The organism is Streptomyces sp. NPDC043176, assembly GCF_056436715.1.
Window position 1 is genome coordinate 274,365 of the sequence record NZ_JBWKCA010000010.1, and the last position, 17,289, is coordinate 291,653.

Here is a 17,289-nt window from a genome sequence, read left to right on the forward strand (position 1 = left end):
ATGCCCGCACCCCGCACCGTCCGCGTCATCCGCACCGCGGCGGTGGCGACCGCCGTCGGCGTCACCCTGCTGTTCTCCTCGGGCTCCGCCCAGGCCGCCAACGGCACCATCGGCGAGCGGGAGACCGTCTGCGCCCAGGATCTCTTCGTCCGCACCGCCCCACTGGGTGCCTGGATGGGCACCCTCTACCAGGGCCAGACCTTCCTGGTGGAGAGCAAGCAGTCCGGCTGGGCGTACGGCTTCGCATACGGTGACATCAACCGCCGCGGCTGGGTCCAGGACGGCTGGTTCTGCTGACCGCGTGTGCCGGTGGGTGAAGGGCTACGACGGCGCCCGCCCGGCCGGCGCTGCACGGTGGGGGCCGCTCCGCGGAGTCGCCCCGGCGTTTCCGCCCGGTCACCGCTCCACGTCCAGGAGCCCACCGCACGAGGGACGGGAAGGCGATCAGCCGACGCGAAGCGACGTGACTTCGTAGTACACCGCCGAACTGGGTGACAGGCCGCGGCAGGTCAGGCGGTGCGGTCGTGCCCGGTGGGCGTGGACCTCGACCTCGAAGGTCGAGAGTCCGGCGAGGCGGCCGGTGACGCGGATCCGCCAGCGGTTGTCGTCCCGGACCGTCTCCTCGATCACGTAGTCGTGCCGACCCGACGGACCCGCGTGGTGGAGGACGGCGGACAGGGCGGCCTGCTGGGGCGGGACGAGGTCGGTGTAGCCGCGCAGGTGGTCCGCGTGGATGCGGTTCGCCAGGTGCTCCTCGACCACCGTGGTCGCCGAGAGGGCGTCGAGGTTGCCGTAGTAGACGCCGTCGGGTGCGACGGCGACGTTGGCGGCGAACCGGTCGCCCCCCACGTGCGTGCACTCCCACACCAGCTGCGGCCAGCCGTCGCTCAGCGCGCGTGCCACCGGACGGCCGCGGACGGCGCAGCAGGTGTCGTGCAGGCCGTGGGCACAGACGAGGACGACGGGAGGGCGGCCCTGTTCTCCGGGTGCGTCCAGGGCGGTGACGATGTCCGCCAGGTCCCTGTCGTCGTGCCAGGTTCCCCATTCCTGACTGTGGCGGCCGTCCTTGTCATGGCGAAGGACGGCCCACCGCGGCCGTTCGTCGGACCGATGGCGGCCGTGGCGCCTGATCAGCAGCACGCGGGCGCGCACCGCCTGGGCGGCGGAGTACACCCGTGCCTTGACCTCGGGTTCGAGATCGAGGCCGTCGAAGCCGTTGGGCGGCCAGCCGGCCCGGTACTCGATGAGGATCCAGACCGAGCCGTACGGCGCCGTGCCCGCGATCGGGTCACCGCGCAGGCGAGCGGCGTCGGCGCAGAGGAATCGTGCCGGAGTCGTCATCGCGCCTGTCATGACTCGGCGGGCACCAGTACGCCTGCGCGTAGAAGTCGTTCGACGAAGGGAAGACCGAGGCCGCCGGCCGGGTGGGTACCGCCGTCGAGGATCCGGAGCACCGATGCGAGGTCTGCCTCCGGGAAGTCGAGCCACCCGACACGGGTGGCGAGGCGCCGACCCACCAGCCTTGCCTCCAGCGCCTCGCGAAGCCGCACCGGCGTGTCGGGCGCGAGGCTCTCGACAGCCCTCAGTTGCGCCAGCGGTCCCATGGGCGCGGGGCGTGCCTGGCCGCGGCGGGTGCGGTGGAACAGGGGAGTGGGGTCGGCCTCGGTGAGCGCGGCGAGGAGACGTCGGCGCACGAAGGCGAGTTCGTCGCCCGGTCCGTCCACGCCCAGGGGGAGGGACTCGCGCATCTCCACATCCTCACTCAGCAACGCCAGCGCGGACTCGGCGAGTTGTTCGGCCAGCGCGTGCCGCGTCCAGGTGTGGACGCCGAGGGTGAGATGGATCGAGACCGCGCCCAGCGCTTGGGCGGCGTGCAGCCAGCCGCGCGGCAGGTAGAGGACGTCGCCGGGTTCGAGCACGGTGTCGATGTACGCCTCTCCCCGCGCGGCATCGGCGACCGCGGCGCGGTGAGCGGTCCACGGCTGGTCGCGCAGCGGGTCCGGGTGCACGGGCTCGTGGACGATCCAGCGCTTGGTGCCGGTGACCTGCAGGACGAAGACGTCGTGGACGTCGTAGTGGTCGTCGAAGCCGCGGTTCTGCGGTGGGGTGACGTAGGCATTGGCCTGTACGGGGTGGCCCAGTTCCGTGCCGAGTCGCGCCGCGAGGTCCGTGACCGGCTCCCAGGTGCGCTGCAGTGCTTGCAGGACCAGGGTGCTGCCGTCGGCGAAGCTCCGCCACAACGCGGTGTCGTCCAGCTGGTCCGCGACAGACGCGCCGACTCCTGCCGGCGACGTGAACGACGACTCGGCGGCTGTGGAGCCGTCCTTGGCGACGCGGAGGAACGGCGTGCGCAGCCCGCGTCGGGAGACCAGCTCGTCCACTGCGGATGCGGAGAACAGGTCGGAGAAGTCGCTGACTCCGCGGGTGAGCAGCGGGGCGCGCCCCCAGACGTCCAGAGCGAACTCCTCGCGGCTGAGGCCGATCAGACGTGTCTCCAGGACACGGCCCTCGAAATCCGCGGCCGTGTCCCGAAGCGTCGTGGGAACGGTGCTCAAACGCTGCCGCCGGCCTCTTCGGCTCCGCTGTCGGCGCCGCCGTCGTCCACGCCGGGTGTGCCGGTCGCGCCGCCGTCCGCCGGGCCTTCGGCTCCGCTGTCCGCGCCTCCGTCCGCGCCGCCGTCCGCGCCTCCGTCGTCTACGCCGGGCGTGCCGGCCGTGCCGCCGTCCGCCGGGCCTTCGGCTCCGCTGTCCGCACCTCCGTCGTCTACGCCGGGCGTGCCGGCCGCGCCGCCGTCCGCCGGGCCTTCGGCTCCGCTGTCCGCGCCGCCGTCCGCTCCGCCGTCGTGGACGCCGGGTGTGCCGGCGGCACCGCCGTCCGACGGACCTTCCTGCCGGTTCGGGTCCTGCTCGGCGTGTGCCATGTCTCCTCCTGGGGACGAGGACGATCGGTGAGGGGCCGGTCCCGTTGGGACTCCCTTTCCAAGCTGACCCACGCGGGTGTGAGAGGCAACCGGAGCGGTCGCCGACGTCAACGCCGGGTGCCGAGCGTTCCGGCGAGGCGACGCCGCTCTCCATGCGGTAGAGAGGCAGGAAACCTTGCCGCGCCGTCGGCCGTTCGCTCCACACGGCCCGCCCCGTAACCCTGTGCCGTCCCGCAGGCAACCGGAGTCAGGACACGACCACGCCTGGTGAGGCGCTCTGGGCCGGGCTTCGGAGGCCCATGAGGTTTCGGTCTCCCCGCTCGACGTACCTTGACCGCCGCGCGTCCTCAGTCCACCCGGATCGCCAGGAGGCACGCGTCGTCCTCGTGGTCGGCCATGTCGGGATCGTCCAGCAGTGCGTCGACCACCGTCCGCGGTTCCAGCGGGGCGGCAGCGGCCACCGCCCGGGCCAGCCGCGCGATGCCCTCCGTCACGTCCTCGCCCCGGCGCTCGACCATGCCGTCGGTGTAGAGCACCAGCAGATCGCCCTGTCGCAGCTTCGCCGAGGTGGTCTCGTACGCGTATCCCGGCAGCGCGCCGAGGAGCGGGCCTCGCTGTTCCGCCCCCAGCGGCTCGGCACGGCCGTCGCGCAGCAGCAGTGGTGCGGGGTGTCCCGCGTCGGCCCAGTGCAGGACTTTGTCCTCGTCGAGGTGACCGACCACCATGGTGGCCGTCTGCCCCGCCGGGTCACTGCACACCAGCTCGTTCAGCCATGTCGTGATCTCACCGGCGGAAGCCCCGGTCTGCGCCAGCCCCGCCAGCGCGTGCCGCTGCTGGGCCATCCGTGCCACGGCGTCCAGGCCGTGTCCCGACGCGTCGCCGATGGCGACGAGCACCCGGCCGTCCGGGAGAAGCCGGCACTTGTACCAGTCACCGCCCACCGCGGCGTCGGGTTCGGCCGGCCGATACGAGGCCGACACCGTCAACCCGACCGCGGCAAGCGCCTCGGAATGCGTGGGGAGAATCGCCTCGCGCAGCGCGTCCGCGACCCTCCGCTCCGCCTCCGTCTGCCGCCTCAGCCGGTCCGACTCCCGCTCCGTCTCGGCCAGCCGCCTTCGGCTGCGGATCTGCGGCGTGAGATCGCGGGCCACGAGGTTGACCGCCCACGGTCTGCCGTCCGTTCCGGTGACCGGCCGTCCCAGCAGGTCGAGGGTGCGGAGCTCGCCGAGCACGAGGAAGCGAATCCGGGTCCAGGCGGGCTCCTCACCCGCCAACACCGAACTGAGGAACTCCGCGAGCGCCGTCAGATCGTCCGGCAGCAACGCGTCGCACAGCTGCTCCAGGGTCCACGGCATGCGCACATCGGCGTGGAAGATGCGGCTGAGCCCCTCCGACCAGGTGATCTTCCCGGAAAGCAGATCCCAATGTCCCCATCCCATCGACGCCAGGAACTGCGCGTCGATCGTCAGCAGCTCCGCCTGGCTCTGCACGGGCTGCCACGTCGCCAGCACCTGCTCACCGCACCGGGCGGCGGAGTACAGCAGCGGAGCCCGGTGGATCCGGCCGAGCCGTTGCTCCGTGTAGTCCACCACGAGCCTGTCCAAGGGCTTGCCGGTGTCCATGACGTCCGCCAACGCGGCGAGCAGTCCCGAGTGCGCCGCGCCTGGTCGTGCCTCCAGGAACCGCTGGCCGACCTGGTGGTCCGGCGCCTCCAGCCAGTCCGCCGACCGGACCCCGTTGCCGGCCACGATGCGGAAGTCCGTCACGGCACCGGAGCCGTCCTGGACCGGTTCGAGCAGTACCGCCGAGGCCGGGATCGCGGCGAGGAGCGAGCAGACGCCGCTGCCGCCCGGCTCGTGAGTGCCGCACAGGCAGGGTGAGGTCCTGTCCGTCTTCGCGGACGCGGGGAGCACGGCCAGGGACTGCAGCGGTGACGCCAGCTCCGTACGGGCCGATCCGTCGAGCGGGCGCTCCGCGCTCCTGCGCACCGCCGCGCGCAGGGCGGTGATCTCTCGGCCGATCATGCCCTTGAGGGCGTCGACACTGTCGGGCAGGGGAAAGCTCATCGTTAGCCTCCGCGAACTCATGACGTGCCGCACGTCCCCCGAGGACCGGCTGCTCGTCCCTTGACGCCAGGGCAGGGGCTCGGTGACCGAGTGACTTCTCCGCTCGGACGAATGGGTGCTTTGGGTGCTTCGCGACGCGTACGTGGACGCGTACGCGTCGCCGCCCGCCCTGCCGCTGCCCGCGGTGACGGCCGTCAGCCACCCGGACCCGGCATACGGCTCACTGGCCCTCCGCGCCGCGCGCAGGGGCGCCGCGGTCACGGCGTTCCCTTCGCTTTGCCGGGGGTCGTGCGGAGGCGTGCGGGTGAGCGGCCGGGCCCGGCCGGGTCAGTCGGTGGCGAGGATGATCGCGTACACGAGGAAGAACAAGGCGAACGCGACGGCCAGCGTCCAGATGATCAGCAGGGGACCTGCTGCCCAGCCCCGCCGCGGCGGGCGGTACGGGCCGGTACCTGTACTTGTACCCGACTCCGCCGGCGGTGTCGCGCCGGGCCGGGTGTCCTCGTCGATCCGGGGCTCCGGGTCGGGGTTGCTGGGTCCGGTCATGACGTTCATCTCCGGCGAGTTGCGGACTGGCGGACGCACGCACGGTCGAGGCGTTCATCCGATGCGCACCATGCCGCGCGACTTTCCACCACCGAGGTGTCCAAACGGCCTTTCGTGACATTTACGGGAAACCCCGTGTACGGGAGGTCCCGTACACGGGAGGGCCCCCGGAGCGCCGCTCAGATGTGCGGGGCGGGCAGGACCTTCTCGCGGTCGCGGCCGGCCGATCCGGAGCGCCCTCCTCTCGCGCCGCCCGGGAGCGGAACATCAGCGGACGGCTGTCGCCGCCTGCGGGGAGGGGCACGGTGTGCGGGCGGACGGGCCGGGATGTGGTCCGTCGCGGAGGGCGGACGGGCCGGGATGTGGCCCGTCGCGGAGGGTGGACGGGCCGGATGTGGTCCGTCGCGGAGGGCGGACGGGGGGCGGAGGCCGGTGTCCAGTCAGGGGGCCGCGTGGTAGTAGCGGACGCAGGTGCGGACCATGCCGTCCGGGGCGATGGTGAAGACGTCGACGAATCGGTGGTCCCCGGTGTCCGGTGCGGCGGCCGTGGGCGCCGGGATCCGGCGGCCCATGGCGATCACCGTGCGGTCCTGTGCCACCAGCTGCTCGACTTCGTGCCGGGCCGTCGGCAGGACGTGCCCGACGTGCGCCCGGAGGGCCTCGCCGCGGCCCCGGGCCGGCGGCAGACCCGGCAGTTCGAAGACGACGGTGTCGTGCAGCAGGGACGCGCAGCCGTCCAGGTCACCCGCGTCGAGGTAGTCGTAGACCAGCCGGATGTGGTCGATTCCCGCGGCGGTGACCAGATCCACCGCGCCTGTTCCGTCGGCCCACACGGCCCTCGTGTCGTCATGGCTGTTCAACGGTGCCAACCCCCTTCACTCTCGCTCCAGGATTCTGTGGCGCCTCCCCAACTCGGCGTTATCGCCGCCCTATCCCCGACCGGGATCTTCACGGCATGGACAGGGCGGGAAGAGATGTGGAGACTGTCCTCACTTGAGCGTGACATCCCGGCGTGGAGTCCGGTCTGGTCCTGGCGTGTCGACTCTTCTTTATCGGGTGGGGGATCAGTGGCTGTTGCGGCCGGTGGGTTAGCGGACGAGGACGTCAAGGGGGCGCCGCGGCTGACCTTCCGGGTGCTGGGGCCGCTCCAGGTCCAGGGGGCCGCGGGGCCGCTGCGCGTCCCCCCGGGCCGGCAGGAGGTGATCCTCGCCGCGCTGCTCCTGGAGAGCAACCGGGTGGTGAGCACCAGTCAGCTCGTGGACCTCATCTGGGAGGACAACCCTCCGGAGACCGCCCGTACCCAGGTGCAGATCTGTGTGTCCCGGCTGCGCAAGCTGCTGGCCGGTGCGGAGGGCGAGGTCACCCTGGCGACCCGGCCCCCGGGCTACGTGCTGCACACCAACGCCGGGAACGTCGACGCCGCCCTCTTCACCAGCCTCGTCCAGCGTGCCCGCGTGCTGCGCGAGAGCGGTGACGCCGAGGAGGCCGTGGGCCTCCTCAGATCCGCCGTCACCCTGTGGCAGGGCGAATGCCTGACGGGACTCGACAGCGGCCCGCTGGCCAACAAGGCCCGCCAGCTCAACGAGGAGCGCCTCGCCGCAGTCGAGCTCCGCATCCGCATCGAGCTCGAACTCGGCCGCCACGACCGGCTCGTGGGCGAACTGCAGCGCCTCACCCACGAGAACCCGCTCCGCGAGAAGCTCCACGGGCAGCTCATCCAGGCCCTCTACTGGTCCGGACGCCAGGCCGAGGCCCTCGAGGTCTTCCGCACCGCCCGCCGCTACCTCGCCGAGGAGCTCGGACTCGAACCGAGCCGCGAACTCCGCGACCTCGAAGCCGCCATCCTCGCGGGCGAACTCCCGCCGCCGACCGCCGCCGTGCCTCACTCCGTGCTCGCGGCGAGACCGGCCGAACCGGCCTCCGAGGCGGCCGCGGAGCAGGCTCCGACGTCCGCCGACACCCCTGCGACGCCGACTGCTGAAACGGTTCGCCAGGACACCGTCCCGCACCAGCTGCCCGCCGACGTCGCCGACTTCGTCGCCGACGGACAGCGCCTCGCCGCCCTGGAGAAGGCCCTCGCCGGTGGCGACGGACGCGGCACCGTCCCCCTCGCCGCGATCACCGGCAAGCCCGGCACGGGCAAGTCCACCCTCGCCGTGCACGTCGCCCACGCCCTCGCCGAGACCGGCTTCCCCGACGGACAGCTCTACTGCGACCTGCGCGGCACCACCGGCGCCCCCGCCACCCCCGTCGAGGTCCTCGGGCGATTCCTGCGCGCCCTCGGCATCCCCGGCCAGCTCATCCCCGAATCCCTCGACGAGCGCGCCGAGATGTACCGCACCAGACTCGCCTCGCGCCGCGTCCTCGTCGTCCTCGACGACGCCGCCGGAGAGGGCCAGGTCCTCCCGCTGCTTCCCGGCAGCCGGGGTTGCGCCGTCCTCGTCACCAGCCGCGCCCGCCTCACCGCGCTGCCCGGCGCCCACCGCGTCGAGCTCGACGTCCTCGACGAGGACCGCGCCCTGGAGCTGCTCTCCCGCATCATCGGCGAGGACCGCGTCACCGGCGAGGCCGTCGCCGCCGAAGCCCTCGTCCGCACCGTCGGGCGGCTCCCGCTCGCCCTGCGCATCGTCGCCGCCCGCCTCGCCGCCCGGCCCCACTGGACCCTCGCGTCCATGGTCCACCGGCTCGCCAACGAACGACACCGGCTCGACGAACTCGCGCACGGCGAGATGACCATGCGCGCCAGCCTCTCCCTCACCTACGAGGGACTCGCACCCGGCGACCGGAGCCTGCTGCGGCTCCTCAGCATGGCCCAGGCGCCCACTCTGCCGAGCTGGCTCGCCGGCGCCCTCCTCGACGACCACCGGCCCTTCCCCTCGGACCTCCTCGAACCCCTCGTCGACGTGCAGATGCTCGACGTCGCCGGCATGGAGACCGGAGGCTTCCGCTACCGCTTCCACGAGATCATCCGCGTCTACGCCCGCGAGCAGCTCGCCGTCCAGCACCCGCCCGAGGAACGGAAGGCCGCCTTCGCCCGCATGGCCGGCGGCTGGATGCACCTCGCCCAACAGGCCCACCGCAAGGTGTACGGGGGTGACTTCACCGTCCTGCACGGCGACGCGCCCCGCTGGCAGCCCCCGGCCGTCTACACCGACGAAGCGCTCGCCGACCCGCTCGCCTGGCTCGACGCCGAACAGGGCGCCCTCTGCGGCATGGTCGAGCACGCCGCCGAAGAGGGTCTCCACGACCTGTGCTGGGACCTTGCGACCTCACTCGTCACCCTCTTCGAGGTGCGCGGCCACTACGACCTCTGGGAGCGGACCCACCGGATCGCTCTCGCCGCCGTCCGCAAGGCCGGAAACCTGCGCGGCACCGCCGCGATCCGCGCCTCGCTCGGCTCGCTCTACATGAGCCGCAACCAGTACGACACCGCCCGCCAGGCCCTGCACTCGGCCCTCGACGTCTTCCAGGCCCTCGACGAGCCCATGGGCGAGGCCCTCTGCCGCCGCGACATGGCGCTCATCGCCCGCACCGACGGCGACGACACCACCGCACTGGAGCTCTACGGGCGCTCCCTCGCCGACTTCGACCGCGCCGGCGACGTCGTCGGCCGCGCGATCGTCCTCACCCAGAGCGCCCACATCCGGATGCGGCAGGGCGAGATCGACACCGCCCAGGGACAACTCGACGAGGCGCTCGACATCTACGAGGGCATCGGCTACACCGGCGGCCGGGCCCGCACCCTGCGGCGCGTCGGCCAGCTCCTCCTCGAACAGGGCCGGAGCGACCTGGCGGTCCTCACCTTCACCGAAGTGCTCGAACTCTGCCGGGACTCCGGCGACGCCATCGGGGAAGGGCACCTGCTGCGGGACCTCGGCCACGCCTTCACCGTGATGGGACGGCCGGACCGTGCCCGGGACTTCTTCGACCGCGCCGTGTCGGCACGGGAGCAGATCATGGATTTTAGCGGGGGCGCGCTCGCGCGCCTGGACCTCGCACGGCTCCTGACGACGGAGCCGGGGCGCTCACGGGAGCTGCTCACTCCGGCGGTCGAGGTCTTCCGGGACCGTCGCATGACCCGGGAACTCACGGAGGCGGAGCGACTGCTCGGCGCCTGCTGAGGGGCGGCGCCCCTCGTCGTACGGGGTCAGTCCCAGGGGTTGTTCTCGGTGCAGGTGGGGGTGCCCGTGGTGCCCGTGCCCGTGGTGGTGGTCGGGTCGCAGCCCTCGGGAGTGGTGCCCGTGGCGTCCGCCGTGGTGGAGGTGCCCGTCGCGGGGACCGGCTCGTCGGCCCAGCTGGTCTGCAGGCCGGCGCCCGTCACCAGGACGATCAGAGCGGAGGTGACGGCGGCGCGGAGGGCGGTGCGGGTGGCGGCGGCGGTCTTCGACATCGGTCTCTCCGTATCGTTCGGGGCTGGCGTTTCCTTCTGGACACCAACTTAGGAACGAGCGGATTCACCGCACCGGCCGCAGCCTTATCACCCCGCTATCACCGGACCGCGACCCCTATCACGCACCCGGCGTCGCTATCCCCGGCCCCGCCGCGCTATCACGGGGCACCTCCCTGACGCCCGACGCGCCCCCGGTGCCGGTTAGCGACGGGATGCCCCACGGATAGCCGGCTTCGGAGGATGGTTCCCAGCAGCCGGCGAGACCACCGGAAGCCGCCTTGACCAGGCCGCTTCCCGGCCCTCGCCCCCACCTGACCAGCGGGAGCTCTCCATGACGACCGGTCTTTCCCCCAAGGGCACGCCGACGGCCACCGCCGCTCTGGGCAGCCTCATCCGGGGACACCGCCTCCGCATCGGCCTCACCCAGCGCGAACTGGCCGACCTCTCCACCATCAGCGTCCGCGCCATCCGCGACCTGGAGAAGGGGAAGGCCCTGCGGCCCCGCGCCGACACGATCCGGCTGATAGCCGACGGGCTCCGCCTCGGCCCGCGGGCCCGCACCGCACTGGAGGAGTCCGTCTCCCGTGGCCACCAGGGCGGCGCCGGCCGGCACCTCCTTCCGGAGCGCTGCGCCCCGCCCGTCCCGCTGCACCCGCTGATCGGCCGGGAGGCCGAGGCCGCGATCCTCGCCGAGGAGCTGCGCTCCGGCGTCGAGCGGCTCGTCACGGTCGTGGGCCTCAGCGGCGTCGGCAAGACCCGCCTCGCCCTGGAGACCGCGGCCCGCCTGCACGAGAGCGGCTTCCCCGTCCTCTGGCACACCGCCCCCGGCGCCGTCACGGACTGCCTCCCGGCGGCCGACGAGGACCCGCTCGCCGACCTCGTCGCCGACTGCGCCGCCTATCTCCAGGGAGCCGGAGCCCCCGCCGCGCACACCGAAGCCGCCCGTTCGCACGGAGCCGTACCGCCCGGCGTGCACTTCGAAGCCGGCCGTTCCCACGCGGCCGGAGCCCCCGCCGCGCACACCGAAGCCGCCCGTTCGCACGGAGCCGGAGCCCCCGCCGGGTACGCCGAAGCCGCCCGCCCTCACGGAGCCGCACCGTCCGCCGCGTACGCCGTCGTCGACTCGTACGAAGCCCCCCACGGGCACAGACCCGGAGGCGTTGCCTCCTCCTTCTCCTCCGGTGAGCTGCCGCCCGTCGCGCTCGCCGCCGCGCTCGGCGACCGCGAGGCGCTGCTGGTCCTGGACGGCGTCGACCCCGCCCGGCTCGACTTCGGCCGCCTCACCCGGCTCCGCCGCGAACTCCCGGGCCTGCGCCTGCTGCTCACCGCGGACACCCCCTGGAACGTCCCCGGTGAGCGCCTCTTCCTCCTCGCCCCCCTGGACGCACCCCTCCCGGCGGGACCCGAGGCCGCCGGTACGGACGCCGGCGCGCCCGCCGTACGGTTCCTCCTCGCCCGGCTCCGCAGGATGCGGCCCGAACTCCTCGTCGACGAGGAGACTCTGGCCCACACCGCCTGGATCGCCCACCGTCTGGACGGGCACCCGCTCGCGCTCGCCGCCGCGGCCTCCTGGCTCAGCGTCTGCGACCTGCCCACCCTGCGCGGCATCGTCGAGACCGACCCCGCCGCCGTCCTCGACCACCTGGCGGACGGGCACAGCGGATCCCGCCTCCGCGACCGCGTCGCCCGGACCGTCGGCGCCCTCCCGCCGGAGCAGCGGGACCTCCTCACCGCTCTGTGCGCCGCCCAGGACGCCCCCGCACCGGACTTCGGGCTCGACGACGTCGTCCGGCTCACCGGCAGGCCCCTGCCGGACGGCGGCCGCATGGTCCGCGCCCTGCTCATCGGTGGTGTCATCCGCCCCAGCACCGACCACGGCCGCTCCGCCTTCCGGGTGTTGTGCGTCGTCCGCGCGGCCGTGGCCCCCGCCGCCGGGACCGGCGCCGCGGCGGAGGTTTCCGCGGCCGCTGCCCCCGCCCCTGCCGCCTGACTGCCGCAGCTCCGCCGATCCGCTGCCGTACCGCCGGATCAACTGCCGCTCGCGGGGCCCGCGCACGGGTTGTATGGCCACTGCCCGGCCGCCGAACGCGGCGGCCGACCCGCACAGCGCCCCCGCCGTTCCCACCCTTTCCGGCCGTCGAACCGGCCACCGACCCCGGTCACCCACCAGGAGCCCCCATGCCGTTCGACAAGCCCGTCGCCTCCGCACCGGCCGCCGTCCGGCTGCCGCTCTCGGTAGCCCAGCGGGACATCTGGACGGCCCACCTCCTCGACCCGACCGGCGTCAAGTACAACGTCGGTGAATGCCGGGAGATCCGGGGACCGGTCGACCCGGAGCTGATGGCGGCGGCCTGGCGGCGTCTGGTCGACGAGGCCGACTTCCTGCGGGTGCGGGGATTCGAGGACGACGGCGAGCAGGTCTGGCAGCTCCTCGACGCCGACGCCGGGGAACGCACGCTGGCGTTCACCGACCTCAGCGGGGCCGCCGACCCGGAGGGCGCGGCCTGGGACCTGATCGACGCGCTGATCGGCACGCCCTTCGACCTCACCCGGGAGGCCCCAGTCAGGTGCGCGCTGGTCAAGCTCGCGGCGGATCGCTTCTTCTACTTCTACGGCTTCCACCACCTGGTCGTCGACGGCGTCGGCGTCTCCATGGCCCTGGCCCGGCTGGTCGAGCTGTACGAGCGGGCCGTCGCAGGCGAGCCGTGGGGCGACACCCCGTTCGGCGATCTCGCCGAACTGCTCGCCGAGGACGCCGCCTACCGCGCCTCCGAGGACGCCGCCGCCGACCGCACCGCCTGGCGCGCCCACCTGGCCGACGCCCCCGACGCGCCCGCCGGCCTCGTCCGGGGCCGTGGCCGGGCGCCGTCCGCACACGGCGGACTGCCCTTCGCCCGCCGCAGCGTCCCCGTCTCCCCGGCCGACGCCGAACGCCTGCGCACCGTCGCCCGCGCCGCCCGCGTCTCGTGGTCCGTGCTGCTCGTGGCGCTCTTCGCCGCCTACCTCCAGCGCGTCACCGGCCGCGAGGAGCTGATGATCGCCCTGCCCGTCACCGGCCGCACCACCCGCGCCGCCCGCAGCACGCCCGGCATGATGTCGAACGTCGTGCCGCTGCGCCTCCGGGTCCACCCGGAGGACCGCCTCGCCGACCTGGTGCGCACGGTGGCCGCCGAGGTGAAGCACGGCCTGCGCCACCAGCGGACCCGGTACGAGGACCTCAGCCGCGACGCCGGTGTCATCGACGGCACCCGCCGCCTCGCCACGCCGGTCCTCAACATCATGGGCTTCCACGCCGAACTGACCGTCGACGGTCACCCGACCGTCAACCACAACGTCAGCAACGGCCCCGTCGACGACCTCAGCGTCGCCGTCCTCGACCTCGGCCCCGCCCACGGCCTCCGCATCGACTTCGACACCCCGGTCCAGGACGTCGACCCGGCCCTGGTCGCCGCCCACCAGGACCGCTTCACCGCCTTCGTCACCCGGTTCCTGGCCCAGGACGCGGACGCGCACGGGAGCGCCACCGTGGCCGGGCTCGCGCTCCTCGGCGACGACGAGCGCGCGCTCCTCACCGGCACCTGGGCCGGACCCGTCGCGCAGCCGGTGGAGACCACGCTCGTGGCCCGCTTCGAGGAGCAGGTGCGGCTCCACGCCGACCGCACCGCCCTGATCGACGCCGCCGGCTCCGTCACGTACGCCGAACTCAACGCCTCCGCCAACCACCTCGCCCGCGCACTGCGCGACGCCGGGCTCGGGCGCGGCGCCATGGCCGGCATCCTGCTGGAACGCGGCATCCCCTTCGCCACCGCCCTCCTCGCCGTCCTCAAGACCGGTGCGGGCCACGTCCTCCTGGACCCCGACTTCCCCGAGGAACGCCTCCGCTCGGCAGCCACCGCCGCGGGCATCACCCACCTCGTCACCGTCCCGGCCCTCGCCGCCCGCGCCGACGGCCCCTGGACCGTCACCCACGCCGGACGGCGCCCCGGCCCGGACGCCGTCGCCGACGACCTCGGCGTGCCGATCAGTCCCGACGACCCCGCCTGCCTCATGTTCACCTCGGGCTCGACCGGCCGCCCCAAGGCGATCCTGTCCTCGCACCGCAACCTCGCCGCCACCCTCATCGGCCAGCCCTACCTCCCCACCGGCCCCGACGAGGTCTACCTCCAGTGCTCGCCGGTCTCCTGGGACGCCTTCAGCCTGGAATTCTGGGGCCCGCTCCTGCACGGCGGCTCCGCCGTCCTCCAGTCCGGCCAGAAGCCCGAACCGGCGCTCGTCACCGAGCTGTCCCGGCGCCACGGGGTCACCACGCTCCTGCTCTCCGCGACGCTCTTCAACTACCTCACCGACGAGCACCCGGAGGCGTTCGAGACCGTCACCACCGCCTTCACCGTCGGCGAGGCGGCCTCACCGGCCCACGTCCACAAGCTCCAGCGGCTCAAGCCCGGCATCACCGTCCTGAACGGCTACGGCCCCGCCGAGGTCATGATCTTCGCCACGACCCACACGGTCGAGCCCGGCGAGCACCCGCACCCGGCGATCCCCGTCGGCACCCCCCTCGTCAACAAGCCGGCCTACGTCCTCGACGCCCGCCTCGGCCTCTGCCCGCCGGGCGTCACCGGCGAGCTGTACGTCGCGGGCGACGGCCTCGCCCACGGCTACCTCGGCCGGCCCGACCTCACCGCCGCCCGCTTCGTCCCCGACCCGATCGGCACCACCCCCGGCGGCCGGCTCTACCGCACGGGCGACCTGGCCCGCTTCGACGCCGACGGGCGGATCGTCTACGAGGGCCGGGCCGACGACCAGATCAAGATCCGGGGCTTCCGCATCGAGCCCGGCGAGACCGAGGCCGCCCTCCTCGCGCACCCGCGGGTCGCCCAAGCCGTCGTCACCGTCCACGAACAGCGTCTGGCCGCCTACCTCGTGACCGACGGCGCGGACACCCCCGACCCCGAGGACCTCCGCCGGCACGTCGCCGAGCGGCTGCCCGAGCACCTGGTCCCCACCTACGTCACCGTCCTCGACCGTCTCCCGGTCACCCCCAACGGCAAGATCGACAAGCGTGCCCTGCCCGCCCCCGCCGCCCTCCTCACCGCCCGCCGCGCCCCGCGCAACCGGACCGAGCAGGTCCTCACCGACCTCTACGGGCTGACCCTCGACACGGACCCGGACGCGATCGGCATCGACGACAGCTTCTTCGCCCTGGGCGGCCACTCCCTTCTCGCGGCCCGGCTGACGAACCGCGTCGCCGAGTCGCTGGGCGTGCGGCTCACCATCCGGGACGTCTTCGGGCGGCCGACGCCGGCCGGTCTCGCGGAGCTGATCGCGGAGCGCGGTGGCGAAGCCACGGGCACCGCAGACCTGCCCGCGCCGGTGCCGGGGGAGGGTGACGGCGAGCTGGTTCCGGCGTCGTACGCGCAGCGGCGGTTGTGGCTGCTGGCGCAGCTGGACGGCGGCAGTGCGGCCTACAACGTGCCGACGGTGGTGCGCTTCGACGGCTCCGGTCTCGACGTGGACGTCCTGGAGGCGGCGCTGAACGACGTGGTGGAGCGGCACGCCCCGCTGCGGACCGTGTTCGAGGCGGTGGACGGCGAGCCGTTCCAGCGGGTCCTCGCCCCGGAGCGGGCGCGCCTCGCGGTCGAGCGCCGCCGCACCGACGCCGACGGCCTCGACGCGGGCCTCGCCGAGGTGGCGGGCCACGTCTTCGACCTGGCGTCGGAGATCCCCGTGCGCGCCACCGCCTTCGAACTGGCCGACGGATCCGTGGTGCTGACCCTGGTCCTGCACCACATCGCGACGGACGGTCTGTCGAACGAGGTGTTCTTCGCCGATCTGGAGCGGGCCTACGCGGCCCGTGTGGCGGGCGACGGCCAGGTCCTTGAGCCGCTGACCGTGCGGTACGCCGACTACGCGGCCTGGCAGCGCCGGGTGCTCGGCCCGGCCGACGAGCCCGACAGCCTCCTCGGCCGCGAACTCGACTTCTGGCGCGGCAACCTGGCCGGCCTCCCCGAGGACCACGGCCTCACGCTCGACCGACCCCGGCCGGTGCGCGCCTCGCACCGAGGCGGCCAGGTCGAACTCGACCTCGGCACCGACCTCTTCCGGCGGGCGAGGCTGCTCGCCCGCGAGGAGGGCTGCACGCCTTTCATGGTGGTGCACGCGGCACTGGTCGCGGCCCTGTCGCGACTGGGTGCGGGGGCGGATCTGGCGATCGGTTCGCCGGTGGCGGGCCGGAGCGACGAGTCCTTGAACGAGCTGGTCGGCTTCTTCGTGAACACGCTGGTGCTGCGCACGGACAGTGCGGGCGATCCCAGCTTCCGCGAGCTCCTGGCCCGGGTCCGCACCGCCGACCTCGACGCCTTCGCTCACCCCGAAGCCCCCTTCGACCTGGTCCTGGAAGCCCTCAACCCGACCCGGACGCTGTCCCGGCACCCCCTCTTCCAGATCTGCCTGACCCTGGAGAGCGGCGCCGGCACCGCCAGGCCGCTCGCGCTCCCCGGAGTCGTGCCGGCGCCGATGGAGAAGATCACCAGCGGCTCCGCCAAGTTCGACCTGGAGTTCTTCCTCCGTTCCGACGACGAGCACGGCCTGCGCGCCACCGTCCTCTTCGCCGCCGACCTCTTCGACGAGGAGTCGGTCCGGCGGATCACGTCGGTCCTCGGCCAGGTCCTCCACCACGCCCTCGCCGACCCGGGCCGCAGGCTCTCCGCGCTGGAGGTGCTGGCGCCGGGGGAGCGGGAGCTGCTGACCGGCCCCTGGGCGGGGGAAGTGCTGCCAGAGGTGGGGGAGGGTTCGCTGGTCGGGCGGTTCGAGGAGCAGGTGGCGAGGGTTCCGGAGCGGACGGCGCTGGTGGACGGCGAGGTGAGGATCTCGTACGCCGAGCTGAACGCCTCCGCGAACCGTCTGGCCCGTCATCTGGCCGAACAGGGCCTGGGGCGTGGGGACATGGCGGGTGTGCTGCTGGACCGGGGCGCGGACTTCGCGGTCGCGGTCCTCGCGGTCACCAAGACCGGTGCGGCCTACACCCTCCTCGACCCCGACTTCCCCGACGACCGGCTGCGCGCCGCCGCCGTCGACGCGGGCATCGGCCTGCTCGTCACGGACGCCGGCCACGCCGCCGCCGGGCGGGTGGACGGACCGTGGGAGACCGTCGTCTGCGCGCTCGACGAGCTGACCGGTCTCCCGGGCGAGAACCTGGGCACGGCCCCGACCGGCGACGACGTCGCCTGCGTGATGTTCACGTCGGGCTCCACCGGCCGGCCGAAGGGGATCCTGTCCTCGCACCGGAACCTGGTGTCGACGGTGAGCGGCCAGACCTACGGGCGGTTCGGTGAGGGCGAGGTGTTCCTCCAGTGCTCGCCGGTGTCGTG

11 protein-coding genes are annotated in these 17,289 nt (G+C 73.5%); 4 read left to right on the plus strand and 7 right to left on the minus strand.

Features of this window, described 5'->3' with window-relative positions; genetic code table 11:
• Positions 1–297, plus strand: a complete 297-nt coding sequence (locus AC067A_RS19225; RefSeq protein WP_479243653.1) for a hypothetical protein — start codon at positions 1–3, stop codon at positions 295–297.
• Between the two features lie 147 nt (positions 298–444).
• Here the strand turns inward: AC067A_RS19225 and AC067A_RS19230 are convergent, their stop codons facing one another.
• The 6 genes from AC067A_RS19230 to AC067A_RS19255 form a co-directional block, all read right to left on the minus strand.
• Positions 445–1,341 carry a sucrase ferredoxin gene (locus tag AC067A_RS19230; RefSeq protein ID WP_479243654.1) on the minus strand — a complete coding sequence of 299 codons (897 nt, stop codon included), beginning with the start codon at positions 1,339–1,341 and terminating at the stop codon, positions 445–447.
• Between the two features lie 8 nt (positions 1,342–1,349).
• On the minus strand, positions 1,350–2,555 hold the full coding sequence (locus tag AC067A_RS19235) for a cupin domain-containing protein (RefSeq protein ID WP_479243655.1): 1,206 nt from the start codon (positions 2,553–2,555) through the stop codon (positions 1,350–1,352).
• On the minus strand, positions 2,552–2,920 hold the full coding sequence (locus tag AC067A_RS19240; RefSeq protein WP_479243656.1) for a BatC protein: 369 nt from the start codon (positions 2,918–2,920) through the stop codon (positions 2,552–2,554). Before AC067A_RS19240 ends, AC067A_RS19235 begins: the two co-directional genes overlap by 4 nt.
• 347 nt (positions 2,921–3,267) lie before the next feature.
• Positions 3,268–4,986, minus strand: coding sequence for a PP2C family protein-serine/threonine phosphatase (locus AC067A_RS19245; protein WP_479243657.1), 1,719 nt, complete (start codon positions 4,984–4,986; stop codon positions 3,268–3,270).
• A 327-nt stretch (positions 4,987–5,313) separates the two neighbouring features.
• A complete protein-coding gene (locus AC067A_RS19250; protein ID WP_479243658.1) occupies positions 5,314–5,532 on the minus strand; it encodes a DUF6480 family protein in 219 nt (72 codons plus the stop codon).
• Positions 5,533–5,972: 440 nt separating this feature from the next.
• A complete protein-coding gene (locus tag AC067A_RS19255; protein ID WP_479243659.1) occupies positions 5,973–6,392 on the minus strand; it encodes a nuclear transport factor 2 family protein in 420 nt (139 codons plus the stop codon).
• A 273-nt stretch (positions 6,393–6,665) separates the two neighbouring features.
• On the opposite strand from AC067A_RS19255, the gene AC067A_RS19260 reads away from it, so the two are divergent.
• Positions 6,666–9,653: an AfsR/SARP family transcriptional regulator gene (locus tag AC067A_RS19260; RefSeq protein WP_479243675.1), complete on the plus strand. Its 2,988-nt coding sequence runs from the start codon at positions 6,666–6,668 to the stop codon at positions 9,651–9,653.
• Between the two features lie 26 nt (positions 9,654–9,679).
• On the opposite strand, the gene AC067A_RS19265 is transcribed toward AC067A_RS19260, so the two are convergent.
• Positions 9,680–9,922 (minus strand): hypothetical protein, encoded by a 243-nt coding sequence (locus AC067A_RS19265; protein ID WP_479243660.1) that lies wholly within the window; start codon positions 9,920–9,922, stop codon positions 9,680–9,682.
• Positions 9,923–10,253: 331 nt separating this feature from the next.
• Here AC067A_RS19265 and AC067A_RS19270 point away from each other — a divergent pair, with 331 nt between their 5' ends.
• Together AC067A_RS19270 and AC067A_RS19275 are read left to right on the plus strand one after the other, a co-directional pair.
• On the plus strand, positions 10,254–11,912 hold the full coding sequence (locus AC067A_RS19270; protein ID WP_479243661.1) for a helix-turn-helix domain-containing protein: 1,659 nt from the start codon (positions 10,254–10,256) through the stop codon (positions 11,910–11,912).
• A 188-nt stretch (positions 11,913–12,100) separates the two neighbouring features.
• Positions 12,101–17,289 (plus strand): amino acid adenylation domain-containing protein (locus tag AC067A_RS19275; RefSeq protein ID WP_479243662.1); only part of this gene is annotated, 5,189 nt, incomplete at its 3' end.